The sequence below is a fragment of the Paenibacillus sp. FSL K6-0108 genome (genome assembly GCF_045040695.1).
GTDB classification, from domain to species: domain Bacteria; phylum Bacillota; class Bacilli; order Paenibacillales; family Paenibacillaceae; genus Paenibacillus; species Paenibacillus pabuli_B.
In genome coordinates, this window is the sequence record NZ_CP150288.1 from 1,810,625 (window position 1) to 1,825,221 (window position 14,597).

General features: G+C 48.6%; 15 protein-coding genes and 1 riboswitch. Of the genes, 12 read left to right on the forward strand and 3 right to left on the reverse strand.

Going from position 1 to position 14,597, the window contains the following annotated elements:
* Positions 1-278: 278 nt before the first annotated feature.
* Complete coding sequence (locus MHB49_RS08215) at positions 279-1,400, reverse strand: NADH-dependent flavin oxidoreductase (protein WP_405155742.1); 1,122 nt, start codon at positions 1,398-1,400, stop codon at positions 279-281.
* Between the two features lie 169 nt (positions 1,401-1,569).
* Here MHB49_RS08215 and MHB49_RS08220 point away from each other — a divergent pair, with 169 nt between their 5' ends.
* A complete protein-coding gene (locus MHB49_RS08220; RefSeq protein ID WP_405155743.1) occupies positions 1,570-1,998 on the forward strand; it encodes a MerR family transcriptional regulator in 429 nt (142 codons plus the stop codon).
* 20 nt (positions 1,999-2,018) lie between these two features.
* Positions 2,019-2,180, forward strand: a complete 162-nt coding sequence (locus MHB49_RS08225) for a hypothetical protein (protein WP_405155744.1) — start codon at positions 2,019-2,021, stop codon at positions 2,178-2,180.
* A gap of 270 nt (positions 2,181-2,450) precedes the next feature.
* Here MHB49_RS08225 and MHB49_RS08230 read toward each other — a convergent pair whose 3' ends face one another.
* Together MHB49_RS08230 and MHB49_RS08235 are read right to left on the reverse strand one after the other, a co-directional pair.
* Positions 2,451-3,254, reverse strand: coding sequence for a Cof-type HAD-IIB family hydrolase (locus MHB49_RS08230; protein ID WP_062326857.1), 804 nt, complete (start codon positions 3,252-3,254; stop codon positions 2,451-2,453).
* Between the two features lie 282 nt (positions 3,255-3,536).
* On the reverse strand, positions 3,537-4,538 hold the full coding sequence (locus MHB49_RS08235; RefSeq protein ID WP_405155745.1) for a lipoate--protein ligase: 1,002 nt from the start codon (positions 4,536-4,538) through the stop codon (positions 3,537-3,539).
* Between the two features lie 211 nt (positions 4,539-4,749).
* Here MHB49_RS08235 and cobD point away from each other — a divergent pair, with 211 nt between their 5' ends.
* The 10 genes from cobD to cobS all read left to right on the forward strand — a co-directional run bounded on the left by cobD (position 4,750) and on the right by cobS (position 14,597).
* Complete coding sequence (gene cobD / locus MHB49_RS08240) at positions 4,750-5,898, forward strand: threonine-phosphate decarboxylase CobD (RefSeq protein ID WP_405155746.1); 1,149 nt, start codon at positions 4,750-4,752, stop codon at positions 5,896-5,898.
* Positions 5,879-6,706, forward strand: coding sequence for an adenosylcobinamide amidohydrolase (locus tag MHB49_RS08245; protein WP_405155747.1), 828 nt, complete (start codon positions 5,879-5,881; stop codon positions 6,704-6,706). The genes cobD and MHB49_RS08245 overlap by 20 nt, the downstream gene beginning before the upstream one ends.
* Positions 6,707-6,750: 44 nt before the next feature.
* Entirely contained in the window at positions 6,751-7,731 is a 981-nt protein-coding gene (gene cbiB / locus MHB49_RS08250; protein WP_405157080.1) for an adenosylcobinamide-phosphate synthase CbiB, read from the forward strand.
* Positions 7,722-8,372 carry a histidine phosphatase family protein gene (locus tag MHB49_RS08255; protein WP_405155748.1) on the forward strand — a complete coding sequence of 217 codons (651 nt, stop codon included), beginning with the start codon at positions 7,722-7,724 and terminating at the stop codon, positions 8,370-8,372. Before cbiB ends, MHB49_RS08255 begins: the two co-directional genes overlap by 10 nt.
* A gap of 154 nt (positions 8,373-8,526) precedes the next feature.
* Positions 8,527-8,675, forward strand: a riboswitch (cobalamin riboswitch).
* 434 nt (positions 8,676-9,109) lie between these two features.
* Positions 9,110-10,114: an ABC transporter substrate-binding protein gene (locus tag MHB49_RS08260; RefSeq protein ID WP_405155749.1), complete on the forward strand. Its 1,005-nt coding sequence runs from the start codon at positions 9,110-9,112 to the stop codon at positions 10,112-10,114.
* On the forward strand, positions 10,111-11,157 hold the full coding sequence (locus MHB49_RS08265; protein WP_405155750.1) for a FecCD family ABC transporter permease: 1,047 nt from the start codon (positions 10,111-10,113) through the stop codon (positions 11,155-11,157). Before MHB49_RS08260 ends, MHB49_RS08265 begins: the two co-directional genes overlap by 4 nt.
* The gene (locus MHB49_RS08270; RefSeq protein WP_405155751.1) at positions 11,154-11,972 is read left to right on the forward strand and encodes an ABC transporter ATP-binding protein; all 819 of its coding nucleotides are present in this window, start codon (positions 11,154-11,156) and stop codon (positions 11,970-11,972) included. The genes MHB49_RS08265 and MHB49_RS08270 overlap by 4 nt, the downstream gene beginning before the upstream one ends.
* Before the next feature lie 50 nt (positions 11,973-12,022).
* Positions 12,023-13,153 carry a nicotinate-nucleotide--dimethylbenzimidazole phosphoribosyltransferase gene (gene cobT / locus MHB49_RS08275; RefSeq protein WP_405155752.1) on the forward strand — a complete coding sequence of 377 codons (1,131 nt, stop codon included), beginning with the start codon at positions 12,023-12,025 and terminating at the stop codon, positions 13,151-13,153.
* On the forward strand, positions 13,150-13,710 hold the full coding sequence (cobU, locus tag MHB49_RS08280; RefSeq protein ID WP_247901372.1) for a bifunctional adenosylcobinamide kinase/adenosylcobinamide-phosphate guanylyltransferase: 561 nt from the start codon (positions 13,150-13,152) through the stop codon (positions 13,708-13,710). Before cobT ends, cobU begins: the two co-directional genes overlap by 4 nt.
* The gene (cobS, locus tag MHB49_RS08285) at positions 13,707-14,597 is read left to right on the forward strand and encodes an adenosylcobinamide-GDP ribazoletransferase (protein WP_405155753.1); all 891 of its coding nucleotides are present in this window, start codon (positions 13,707-13,709) and stop codon (positions 14,595-14,597) included. Before cobU ends, cobS begins: the two co-directional genes overlap by 4 nt.

Here is a 14,597-nt window from a genome sequence, read left to right on the forward strand (position 1 = left end):
GATCCACTCCTTGATTTTGATAGTATTAAATGACGATGCTAGTGACCAAGCGTTTTGATTCATACGCGACACAGACAACAAAATAAAATAAACGTTTAACCTGATTTGCTGAATATTAGAATCTTTAATACATCATTCAGCCGATCTCGCAACACTCGAATGAAAGAGTTTCACGAACGCAAAAGAGCTTAAGGACAACCTCATAAAGGATCAGAAACCCGAAGTCTCATTCAAGACTTGGGTTTCTGATCAATCTGAGTAGCCTTTAGGACTACTCTTTATTTACTAATATTAAACCAACCTGGCATTGCTTGAACTACATTCCAAAGTTTTTCTGGAATATTAAGCTGGTCGGATTTCGAAACGTTCAATTCAGAATCTATCTCGGCTTCACGTCCATTTGCGACCTTTTCAACCCAGTTAGGATCCATAATTAACGCATGCCCAATGGCGACTAGCTGCAATCCTAATTCCGCAGCTTGAAGAGCATCATCCGGTGTTAGTATTGAACCAGCAGCCATCACAGGTACCTTACCGTTCGCTCTTTCAATAATTAATTCAAGCCGTGTTTTTTCATCTTGACTATCTACTGGTTTTGAAGACACATTATCTAATGAAGCATGAATATAATCTAAATCCTGTTCAACAAGGAAATCAATTAATTCATACGTGTCTTTCATACGTAATCCGTCCACTTTGTGGGATTCTTCAGGGGAAAGGCGGTAACCAATCATAAATGGTTTTGCAGCATGTTTTTCAATGACATTTTTGATTTCGTTAATAATCGCCAATGGAAAACGCAAGCGATTTTCAAGTGATCCTCCCCATTGGTCCGTCCGTTGATTTGTCGCTGGCGACCAAAAATTCTGAATTAAAAATCCATGTGCCCCATGAATTTCGACGCCATCAAATCCGGCTTCAATCGCTCGTCTTGTTGTATCTCCAAAAGCACGTACAATCGACAAAATCTCCTCATGTGATAGTTCTCTTGTTTCTGGAGTTGAACCTAAATTAGTAATTTCGGGTTGCAATGCACTCGCACTAACTGCATCCAATTCGGGCAAAGCTTTATTGCCAGCATGAAAAATCTGTAGGATCGCAGGAGAGCCTCCACTTTTCGCTGCTTCAGCTAATTTTCGTAAACTTGGAGTAAATTCATCATTGTATCCGGCGAATTCATTCGTAAAACCCTGTCCATTCGGTGTAACATGAGTACACCCTGTAATGACGAGTCCTACTCCATTCACTCTTTGTTTGTAATACTTTACTTCGTCATCCGAAATGGTAAGATCGTCATTACTTGACCAGGTTGTCATAGGTGCCATAACAATTCTATTCTTCATTGTTATTCCACTTCTGAATGTGAAGGATTCAAATAACCTACTATATTTTTGATTCATTTCTTTAACCTCGCTATCATATTTTCTTTTCTATTTCAGTGTAATTGGTTACTGTTACGTTAAGTCAAGGACTTATTTTTATATGATTATATACAGAATTGTTGTGTTGTCATTCTCTTTATGATATATATTTAGTTACAGTAACTGTAACTAAAGGTGGGACAAATAGATGTTGTATTCAATGACATATGTAGTGGAGAATTTAAATGTATCTGCAAAGACACTTCGATTTTATGAAGAGCAGGGGATATTACCGAATATATCTCGTGACGAAAAAGGTCGTAGAGTGTATAACCAACAACAAATAGATTGGATTTCTTTTATTCGTTGTCTCAAAGAGACAGGAATGCCTCTTTCAAAAATCAAGGATTACAAGGAATTTTATGAATTGGGAAATAGCACCTATTTGCAAAGAGAAGAAATGTTGATGCAGCATAAATTGGAAGTTCAGAAGAAAATTGAGGAAAGTCAAAGACATTTGGAAGAAATAAACTATAAACTAGCCATGTATGAACTTCAGAAAGAAGAAGTTATGAAAAACCCCAACTATAACTTTAAATGTCACGGTCACGGCCTGGAGATTAAGACGGTGAATTAATGTACTTAACTCAACTTTCGGTGCGACCAAGCTTAGGTTGTGCAGATCGATTCTATGAGGCATTAATCAAGCTAATGGCCAAATTCGATCTGCAAATCGCAGAAAAGAAGGCGAAAATCTTGGAGTTTGGACTTATCGCCAAAGAAAATCGGAAAGCCTTCATTGGATGGTCGATAGAATAGCGAGCCACTCGTTTTTCTTGGAGTGTTGGCAGTTCGGAAACCAACGGTGGGGCAGAACACAGTGCCTCTTTCCAGCGTTTGTAGCCCAGGAAGGAACGTTTGTCGATTCCGGATGTATGCCGGTAAGAACAAAAAAGTAAGCTGTATGCGGAGGAACGCACATAGTCAAAGCTAGAAGAACAGCCCTGCACAGCGAGCTATCGCTGACAGGGCTGTTTGTTTGTATTGTCCATAATACATGTATAAAAGTAAAATGATTTGCTGAAATTCTTACTCCGCGTTCAGCACAAACTTCTCAATAACCTGCTTCACGCCGTCTTCGTTATTGCTCGCGGTAATGTAATCTGCCAGCTCTTTCAGAGCAGGGATCGCATTTCCCATCGCTACACCAAGACCAGCAACTTCCAGCATCTCATGGTCATTCCAGGAATCCCCGATGGCAATGCACTCGCTTAATTGGTGACCGAAGTGATCAGCCAGGAAGGTTAATGCATGGCCTTTCGTTCCCTCGCGGTGCATAATCTCAAGGAAGTATGGCTTGGACTTGGTAATGTGTACTTCAGGTCCGAGCAGTTCGCGCAGAGCAACCGCAACCTCGTCGAGGTAATCCGGCTCATCAATGATGAGCAGCTTCGGTGTTTTTTGCTCAATCACTTTGATGAAATCCGGTTCGATATGGTACTGAGTACCATTCAGTTTGGCGTAGTCACGCAGCTTGTCGTTTTCTTCACGAGCATACAGCTTGTCGTCAATGTACGTTTGCAGGTGCAGATTATGCTCCAGGCAGTAGTCGTACAATTTACGGGAAGCGTCCTGTGGAACGTAGCGCTCGTAAAGTACCTTTTCGTCCAGCAAGTTTTTTACCAAAGCGCCTTGATACGTAATGATGGGTACGTTCAGCTTCGTTTGGCGAGCGAGTGCTTGGGCAGAAGCATAAGCACGTCCAGTTGCCAGTGTTACGACCACACCATGAGCTACCGCTTGTTCCAGGGCAGTCTGTGTTGCAGGCGTTACTTCCTTGTTATCGTTGATTAGGGTATCATCAATGTCGATTGCGATTAATTTGTAGGTCATCTGTGTTTCTCTCCTTTTTTATCTGTATCTATAACAACGAACGAATAGATAAGCATTACACGAGACCACTCCGACTGCAGATTCATCTTTCGATCGCTGTTATCCCCGGATTTTTTTGAATTCATTCCCCATAGGGGGAAATCCGGGGATAGCATATGCTTCCGATGCAGCTTTCTTGCAGAAAGCTTTTAGGCGAACGCTTCGCTTCTTCAGATTGATTCTGCCTTCTCCGTTAACGTGTAATTCTGGAATTCGTTCTAAAATTATACTCACATCTAAATTTTATTCTTCAAGGAAAATGAGGCCAATAAAGTCCTCCAGCTCCAAATTGCCGAAGTAATGTTTTACATCCAGACCCTCAAGTGCAGTACGCACCTCAGCTTCCTCATAACGCTTGCCACGCAGCATGTCTTCGATATCCGCTACATCGCCTACGCCGAAGAAGTCACCAAAGATTTTGATATCTTCAATGCGTCCATCTTTGATATTCATGCGCAGATCAATGATCCCGACAGGGAATTTACGTGTATGCTTCACATTGCTTTCCGGTGAAAGCCCGTAGTTCCAGTCCCAATTGTTATAACGCTCGGCAGAGATCTCGTTGATCTTGTCCCAGTCTTTCTCTGTGAGTTCATATTGAGGAACGTCTTGCGGCTCCATGCGGAAAATGTGACGGAGCAGCTCGTCCCGGAATTGTTCAATGGTCAGATTGCTGTCAATCAGATCACGAATATTCGCAACACGGCTGCGCACGGATTTGGTGCTCTTGGACTTGAACTTCTCCGGATTAACATTGAGTGAAGCCTGGACGTGGTCGAGGTTCAGGTTAAACATCAATGTGCCGTGACTGAACATGCGGCCGCGCGTAGAGAATTGGGCGTTGCCCGAAATTTTCTTCTCTCCGACTTGCAGATCGTTCCGTCCCGTCAGTTCGGCATTAACCCCAAGCTCTTGCAAGGCTTCCACCACAGGCTGCGTGAATTTGCGGAAGTTATGGAAGGATTGTCCGTCATCCTTGGTAATAAAGCTGAAATTGAGGTTGCCCAGATCGTGATAAACGGCTCCGCCCCCCGAAAGACGACGTACGACTTGAACACCGTTATCCTGAACATACTCAATGTTGATCTCTTCAATGGTATTTTGATGTTTTCCAATAATAATGGACGGGCGGTTGATGTAAAACAGCAAATAACTGTCATCCATCGGCAGATGTTTCAGAATGTATTCCTCAATGGCGAGGTTTACAGAAGGATCTGTAATGCCCTGGTTATCAACAAACAGCATGGTCATTCCTCCATTAATGTATGTGAGGGATGTATATCCCTTATGTAGTGATGCTTTACGGAATCGAAATTCCTTCTCTATTGTAAACGAATTGTCGAAAGGACACAAAGGAATTGAAACCGCAAAGGGCTTGAATAGCCAAAACAGGATTGACCCCTGCCTGCCACGACATCCATAATAAAAGGGACATGCAGAAAGGATGACGGACAGGATGACCGGATTAATTGAAGTTTTCGGACATGGCGGTGACGTGGAGACTGCCGCGGCTCGTTTTGGAGGGAATCCAGCGGATTTCCTCGATTTTAGCGCAAACATTAATCCTCTGGGTCCCCCGCGGGAAGTGCTGGAGGCTCTGGAGCAAGGGTTGCATACGGTACTTCGTTACCCTGATCCGGGCCATCGGGCGTTCAAAATGCTGCTTAGTGACCGACTGGGTTTAACCCCGAATTACATATCTGTGGGCAACGGGGCAGCGGAAAGCATGGCTCTAATCTTACTTGGTCTCGCGCCGCGTAGAGTAGGTACGGTAGAACCCGGTTTTTCAGAGTACAGTGCATTATCCAGACAATTTGGAGCAGAAGTCCACCATGTTCAAGGACGGGAAGAGCTGGACTGGCGAGCAGAACCGGAAGATATTGAGAAGCTGATGGAGCAGGTGGACCTGCTTTTCCTTGGACAGCCCAACAACCCCAATGGGGTTCAGTATCCGATGGACGTTCTGCAACGGCTTGCGCTTAAAGCAGAGAAAACAGGCACGATATTGGTAGTCGATGAGGCATTTATCGATTTTATTCCTGAATCACAGCGCCAATCGCTTGCGCCCAGATTGAAAGAGTATCCGCAGGTGATCATCATTCGCTCGATGACCAAGTTTTATGCGATTCCAGGCCTGCGTCTGGGTTATGCCATGGGTCGTCCCGAACTGATTCGTGCCATGACAGAGAAACAGGTTACTTGGAGTGTGAATGGGCTGGCGCTGATTGCAGGAGAAGCCTGTCTGCGCAGTGGGGAAAATTTTGAACAGGAGACATTGGCACTGGTGTCCTACGAGCGGGAGAGATTAAAGGCAGGGCTGGAGGTTATGGGATGTAAGGTGACGCGAGGGGAAGCGAACTTTATATTGGCAGCTCTGCCAGAGCCGTGGACTGCGACATCCATGCAGGCTGCTCTCGGTGAACGAGGTATACTGATCCGAAGCTGCGCGATGTATCCCGGACTCGGGGAACGACATGTACGTTTTGCGGTCAAGGATGCGGAGGCTAACGGTCGTTTGCTAGAGACAATGAAAAATGTAATTGAGCCTGACCCGACAAATGGATTAGAGGCAGGGGGACAGAACGATGGCACTGCCATTCTATAACGCTTATAAACAATGCGCCGATGTACAAATAGAACATAACGATTATTACTCTTCTGTGTGGCCGGGGTTAAGGATCTCCGCACATGAACGGCATATTAAAGCATCCAGCCCCTACCTTGTAACAGCACTTTCCAGCGCCGTGTATGGGGGAGGCAAGATTGAACTGGATCGCATATTCAACATCTATGTGGACAGACATTATCGTTGTGACGATCCACCCCGTGATATTGCTGACCTGTTGAGTGAATGGCAGGAGCAAGAAGATCAATGCGCGGGGCTTTTGACTGCGGTTCGATTGGAGCACACAGCCATCCAGGAATACAAAAGCGATGAGTTCGGATTACTCTGTTGTACAACAGCAGGGGTATCCAATGCTGCGCGTGCAGGTTCTGCAAGAACCGTGTTCGATGCTGCGGGGAATAAGATGAGCAATGGGGCGGTGTTCCAGAAAATCGGGCAGGATTCTCCTTCAATCTATACTCCCGGTACGATCAATATCATGTTGTGGATGAACGGGCATATGACCGCTGGAGCGATGGTGAACGCCATTCAGACTGCGGTAGAAGCGAAGGCCGCTGCGTTAGCTGATTTCGGTGTGCTGGATTCGGAAAATGGTCTGACTGCAACTGGAACAACAACGGATGCTATCGTTCTCGCTGTAAGTCAGACTGAAGAAAATAAACCGCTCATCAGTTACGCCGGAACGGCTACGGTCATGGGTGCAGCGATCGGCAGGCTGGTGTATGACACGATAACGGAAAGCCTGCAAGCCGCGCAGGAGTGGAAAGAGAGGACTCACAAGCAATGACATCTCTGCTGAATCAATGGGTCTCCTGGCCAATCTGGACGGGAATGGCCGGAGCTTGGATTATTATAGGGGCATACATACTGGATCGCTGCATCGGAGATCCACGCTGGATTCCTCATCCGGTGATTGGCATGGGAAAGGCCATCTCTGCACTCGAGCGGGCGATAAGGCCGCGGGTGGACTCGAACCAGGCTCTCAAAAGGGCAGGCGTTTTATTTCCCCTTTTGATTGCGGGGGGTTCTTTTGCACTGACTTGGGGATTAATCTATGTGCTGGGTCTTATTCATCCGGCTGTTGCGGTTGTGGCAGAAGTGGTGCTGATCGCAACCACCATAGCCTCGAAAGGTTTGAAGGATGCAGGCATGGAAGTTTATCGCCATCTGAGTCGACAGGACTGGCCTGCGGCAAGACGTTCACTGGGTATGATTGTAGGACGCGATACGGCTCATCTGGATGAACCGGAGATTGTGAGAGGAACGGTGGAGACTGTGGCGGAGAATATCGTGGATGCCATCGTCTCTCCACTGTTCTATGCCCTGATTGGCGGTGCACCACTTGCCATGGCCTATCGGGCCGTGAATACACTGGATTCCATGGTGGGTTATAAAAATGAAAAATACCTTCATCTCGGCTGGGCGTCTGCCCGTCTGGATGATTGGGCCAACTGGATTCCCGCACGGCTTACCGCCTTGCTGTTGATTATGGGAGCCTGGTTCATGAAGCTGGATGCCAGGGGAGCAGCACGCATGGTGTCCCGGGATGCACGACTTCACCCAAGCCCCAATAGCGGCTTTCCCGAGTCGGCGGTGGCCGGAGCGCTGGGTATAAGACTTGGCGGACATAACGTGTATCACGGCGTAGCTTCATTTCGCGCTTATATGGGCGAGCCGACACGTCCCATGCAGGCAGAAGATATCGTGCGAACAACAAGACTTATGTTTTGGTCGGCAGGTTCTTTTGTTTTATTATGTGGGTTGGTCACCTTAGGGATATGGACTGCTGGAGGGGCACTACTATGGAGATAGATGCTGGACATGTTGGCTGCATGCAAAGCCGCGAGATTATGTTGATACGTCATGGTACTACTGCGTGGAACTTGGAAAAAAGATATCTTGGGCATACGGACATCGGACTGCTGCCTGAAGCAAAGCAGGAGCTGTCTTCGCTGCGTGAGCAATTCAGTAATATAACATGTGAAGTCCTGTACTGCAGTGATCTGCTGCGTTGTCAGCAAACACTCACACACATTGCGCCGTCCCGAATGGGACAGGCCAAGTTTGATCCCCGACTCAGGGAGATCGATTTTGGTCAGTGGGAGGGGTTGACCTACGATCAGCTCAAGGACAATCCGCAGTACCGAGAATGGATCGATGCGCCGCAGGAGGTAACACCGCCAAAGGGCGAGCCTTGGAAGGCATTTGCCGAGCGGGTTGATTCATTTATGGAAGAGAACCTGATGTCCTTTTCACCAATATTGCACTTTCCCAGCATAAACGTGCCAAAGGTAGCTGTGATTACGCATGGCGGTGTTATCCGTTATATGGTGTCACGTCTCATTCCGAATCAGGGATTCTGGGATACACAGGTGGTACCAGGACAAGCGATAAAGATTCGCTTGGATGGCGATGGGAAGAGCTGGGTGGGAAGCAGATTGACTTTTCCGTAAATCGGGTTGTAAGGATGTACAATATAACCTATAATCACAACAGAAGTGTGACTTAGCAAGCGCATCTTTGGATGGAGGCCAATAAGCTCTACCGAGGATGCAGGATGCTCACTTGAATGGTTAAACAATATTAGCGACCAAGGGTCCCGCGTGCATGCAGCAATGTTCCATGGGTTCATATGAGGCCATGAACGGCAAACGGGTGAAATAGGGAAGCCGGTGTAAATCCGGCACGGTCCCGCCACTGTAAATCAGGATGAATTCCTGTAAGTCAGGTTACCTGCCCTGGACGTTTTAAACCGGTGTTCCTTCGAGGAAAGGACAGCGTTTCGGGCAGTTCTCTGTGCGTGTATAGCTTCAAGCTGACCATGCACAGATCGCCACATGCGAGACGTCATCCCTGATCCTTACCCAAGGATTGGGGATTTTATTTTTTCATATAAGATGAACCGAATATTACACGAGAACGAAGAGTGCAGAACCAATCTGAAGAAACGAAGTGTTCGCCTAAAAGCTTTCTGAAAGAAAGCTGCATCGGAAGCATACGCTTATAACCGGATTTTTCCCTTTTCAAAAAAGGGGATCAAAAAAATCTGGGGATAACAGCGATCGGAAGATGGTACTGCAATCGTAGTGGCCTAGTGTAAAGTTTTATTGGTTCAACTTATATAGGAACACAAATTCAAGCGGAATTGGGACAGGAGCACTACTCACTAGAATGGATAGAGAAGGGGAGAATGAACACAATGAATTTCAAGACATGGAAAGGCGTAGCGTCACTGCTGAGCGCAGCGATGCTGGCACTGACGTTGGCCGGATGTGGTACAACAACAACGAACGAGGGTACAGGAACCTCACAATCTGCACAGGAGCAATCCCAGGAACAGGCGCAGACCGATCTCAAAACACAATATCCACTCACGGTTACAGATGCTACGGGTGAATCGTTTACGTTTGACAAAGCACCAGCCAAAATCGTATCCGTATCTCCGGCTGAAACGGAATCCCTGTTTGCACTCGGATTGGACGAGCAGATCGTTGGGGTATCCGACTATGACGATTATCCGGAAGCAGCAACAAAGAAACCAAAAATGGGCGGCATAACAAAGCCTAATGAAGAGTCTATCATTGCAGCTGAAGCAGATATCGTATTTACTGGTATCTCAATGAGCGAAGAGTCGGTGAAGAAACTGCGCGATCTGGGCATTACCATTTTCAAAACAGATCCGAAATCAGTGGATGATGTGATGAACAACATTGAAACATTTGGTAAAATCACGGATCATCAGGAAAAAGCACAGGAGATCATCACCCAAATGAAACAGGATGTGGCTGATGTAACTGAAGCAGTGAAGGCAGTTAAACCGGAAGAGAAGAAAAAAGTATACGTTGAGTTCTCCCCAGGCTGGACTGTGGGTAAAGGCGAATTCATGGATGAATTGATTACACTGGCCGGAGGTAACAACGTAGCTTCCGACTTGACTGGCTGGAACCAGATTAATGAAGAGAACATTATCGCTTCCAATCCGGACGTCATTCTGTATGCGAACGATGTCATTGATGAAAATTCCAAAACATTGGATCAAATCATCAAAGCACGCAGCGGCTGGGATCAAATCACGGCTGTGAAAAACGATGCAGTCATCGGTCTGGATGCCAACCTGTTGAGCCGTCCGGGACCACGGGTAACCCAAGGTCTGAAAGAAGTAGCCAAAGCGATCTACCCTGATCTGTTCAAATGAGTAAAAAGCTGGCAGTGTACGGAACGGCCGGAATTGTGCTGCTTGTATTAACCGTGCTTATCTGCACGGGCATCGGTTCGGTTGCCCTGCCTGTCCGGGACATTGCGCGCATCCTGCTTCATCGCATTCCCTGGCTGGGCGATTGGATTATTCCTGACTGGAATACAGCAGCAGAACAGATCATATGGAAGGTCAGATTCCCACGTGTACTGCTTGCCGTGCTTGTAGGTGCATCGCTGGCGATTGCCGGAACTGGATTCCAGGGGGTTCTTCGTAACCCTCTGGCTGATCCGTTTACCCTGGGCGTATCGTCCGGTGCATCGGTAGGTGCGGCTTTTCTGATTTTTTTCGGATTGCAGTATGCGCTGATTGGAATCTGGACTCTGCCACTGGTCGCGTTTCTGACGGGAGTAGTCACATTGTGGTTTGTGCTTGCCCTCGCTCGTGAGGGACGTAAAATACCGACACACAGCCTGATTCTGGCTGGCGTGGTCATGCAAAGTTTCCTGGGGGCCGTAGTCTCCTTCCTGTCGACCATGTCGAAGCAGACAATCAATGAAATTATATACTGGACGATGGGAAGTCTGGCACTGCGTGGGTGGTCGTATACGGCCATCCTTTTCCCGTATTTTGTGCTGGGACTGGTTTTTCTCTGGAGCCGTGCGCGTTCGTTGAATGTGCTCGCCTTGGGGGAGCGACAGGCCGCGCATATCGGGGTTCAGGTGGATGGATTGAAGCTGTCAGTGTTAGCTGTGGGTACGCTGCTTACGGCAGGAGCTGTCTCCGTATCCGGTGTGATTGGCTTTGTCGGATTGGTTATTCCGCATATTCTACGGCTCATCGTCGGACCTGATTATCGCTTGCTGGTGCCTTTGTCGGCGATTGGGGGAGCCATCTTCATGGTCTGGGCAGATACGATTGCACGCTCATTGCTGGCTCCAACCGAAATTCCGCTTGGTGTGGTTACGGCTTTTGTTGGAGCGCCATTCTTTGCGTATCTGCTGCACCGGAACAAAAAGCTGCGGAAGGGGATGATGCCATGAATACATTCATGAAAACAGACCTTACGGAGATCAGGCCTATGATTACGGTCACGGGAGCAGGTAAAATGTATGGTAACCATCGTGCTCTGCATGCGGTGGACTGGCAAGTCACAGCGGGTGAATGGTGGGGCGTTGTTGGTCCAAACGGCAGTGGAAAATCGACGCTGCTTCAGCTGCTTGCCGGAACCGAACAGCCGAACGCAGGCAGCATACAGATTGATGGACGCGACATTTCCTCATACACCCGTAAAGATCTGTCGCGTATGATTGCGGTTTTGCAGCAGGATGGTTTGCCGGCCATCTCTTATCCCGTAAGGGATGTTGTCGAGATGGGGCGTTACCCTTACCAGAACTGGCTTGGAAAAGAAACGTCGAATGGAGCAGCGGTAGTGGACCGGGTCCTGGAGGAGCTGGGTTTGAGTGACATGGCCGAACGGCCTTTGGATGCACTTAGTGGCGGACAACGGCAGCGGGTGGCGCTTGCCAAAGTCATGGCTCAGGAACCCAGGCTATTATTGCTGGACGAGCCAACCACTTTTCTCGATATCAAATATCAATTGCAATTCATGGAGTTATTATCGACGTGGCGTCAAAAAAATCATATTACGATTGTGGCGGTGCTGCATGATCTGAACCTGGCCGCGCAATTTTGCGATCACATTCTGGCACTGCGTGAAGGGACTTGTGTGGGCAGTGGCACACCTCATTCGTTGATGACGGAAGAGAACATTCGGGAGATCTTCCGGGTGAGCCCGGCCATGGTGAATCATCCCGACAATGGATTGCCCCAGCTGTTGCTAAGACGAGAGAAATAATGAATGAAGTGGGGCGCCCCCCATATTTTGATAAAGGAAGTGCTGGCTGTATGAATAATGAACAGGTGTTGGAACAGTTAATTGGTCGGATCGAAGGTCTACATGAGGAAGTTGCGGCGGAAGCTTCCGCACATGTGGATGCATTGACGAAGCCACCCGGCAGTCTGGGCAAGCTTGAACAGCTGGTTATTCGTCTGGCGGGGATCACTGGTGAGGCTCGACCTTGCTTTGATCGAAGAGCTGTCATCGTTATGGCTGCGGATCATGGGGTGGTTGAAGAAGGGATCAGCGCTTTTCCAGCTGAGGTAACGCCGCAAATGGTCCTGAATTTTCTAGCAGGGGGAGCGGCTGTTAATGTGCTTGCGCGTCACGCTGGAGCTCATGTGATTTGTGTGGATATCGGCGTGAATGCCGATTTAGAGCATCCGGACCTGGTCTCCCGCAAAGTGCGAAAAGGTACAGCCAACATGGTGAAAGGTGCTGCAATGACCCGGGGCGAAGCGATTCAGGCCATTCTTGCAGGAGCTGAAGTGGTCTCCACCGAGGTAGCGAAGGGAACGCAGTTGTTTGTGACTGGAGAGATGGGGATCGGCAATACAACCGCAAGTGCGGCGGTGATGTGTGCATTAACCGGAACAGCACCCGCTTCAGCGGTTGGTCGGGGAACTGGCGTGGATGATGTCGGTTTGCAGCGTAAAGCCGCAGTGGTCAGCCAAGCCCTCAGCGTAAATGCTCCGGATGCAGACGATGCACTCGATGTGCTGTGCAAAGTGGGCGGACTGGAGATTGCCGGACTGACAGGCGTGATTCTCGCTGCTGCTGCAAACGGATGTCCTGTTGTTGTGGATGGATTTATCTCCACTGCTGCCGCGTTGATTGCAAGTCAGCTTGCTCCGCTCAGTACTGAATACATGATTGCCTCCCACACATCGCATGAAAGTGGACATGCAGCGTTACTGCGTGAGCTTGGTCTGAAGCCCATGCTGGATTTGGACATGCGACTGGGTGAAGGCACAGGAGGCGTGCTTAGTCTTCATTTGATTGATGCGTCATGCCGCATTCTGAACGAGATGGCGACATTTGCAAGTGCTGGCGTGTCTGATGGCACAACGGAGATTCAACCTACGGAGTCTATATCAGCTTCTGCTGATTCATCGGTACAAGGAGAGGTATCCCCATGAGTGTACTTGTGACGGGCGGGGCGCGAAGTGGCAAAAGTTCGTTTGCCGAGCGTCTCTGTATGCAGCGATCCTCTGAGGCTTGGTATGTCGCTACGGCGCAGGCTTATGATGACGAGATGCGCGAGCGGATACGTCTGCATCAGAGCCAGCGGGATGAAGCAGGATATCTGTGGCACACGGTGGAGGAACCGCTGGCATTGCCTGAATTAATTACACGAATGGGAGAGTCCCATACAGGTACGTCTGCACCCACCATATTGGTAGATTGTCTGACACTTTGGCTCAGCAATGTACTGTTAGCGCATGAACATGAGCCGGTGCAGGTGCTGAACGATCATATGGACGCGCTGGTAGCAGCTATCCAGTCGTATCCGGGTCTGCTCGTGCTTGTCACCAATGAAGTAGGGGACGGAATTGTGCCGGAGTATGCCTTGGGTAGAAGATATCGGGATTTGGCGGGTATTCTCAATCAGCGGATTGCTGCGATTTGCCGCGAAGTGTTTCTGGTGACAGTGGGCATTGCCATTGAACTGAAAAGCAGGGAGTATCGTTTATGAGTAAAGGCGATTTGGAACAAAAACATGCGGCTGCGGCCGCTTTTCAATTTCTGTCCCGGTTCCCGGTAAAAATGCAGCTTGATTTCGTTCCGCCATTACTGCGGGAGAGTGTGGTGTATTACCCGCTGGTTGGTGCGGTCATCGGATTGTGCGTCTGGTTGGGCGGAGCCGTGACAGGTGCGCTTCTTCCGTCGTTTCCGGCGGCGGTATTAACCTTGACGTTATGGGTATGGCTAACCGGAGGTCTTCATCTGGATGGTTGGATGGATACGGCAGATGGTCTGCTCAGTTATCGCACCCGTGAGCGAATGCTGGAGATTATGAAAGACAGTCGTGTGGGGGCCATGGGCGTGATCGCTTGTGTCCTGCTGTTGATGATGAAAGCGTCATTAATTGCTGACTTTATCGCACGTGGCAACTGGGCTTACGGCGCTCTGCTCATCCTGCCGATGATCTGGAGCCGATGGTTCATGGTATATGCCATGGCGAATTGGCCGAATGCCCGTAAGGACGATGGACTGGCTGTCCTGTTCAAGGGATTGGGAGAGCGGAGAGAGGTCCAGCGTGCACGCAGCTCTGCCATCGGGCTAACCATTCTGGCAGGAGTTATCACGTTGGCAGCGGTATGGATCTTCCAGCCGGATACAGTCATGTTTCAGGTACAGGCGATGGAGAATGGTTTGGGGACGTTACCATGGTGGCTATACCCTCTTACAGCGATCATTGCGGTGCCATTGGCTGGTTATGTGATTGGAAGATTCGTTGCCGGGCGGATCAGCGAAAGGCTGGGTGGACTTACAGGGGACACATATGGAGCCATGAATGAGCTGCTTGAGGCCGCACTGCTAACGGTACTTAGTCTGTTACAGGGATTCTTTTTGATATAA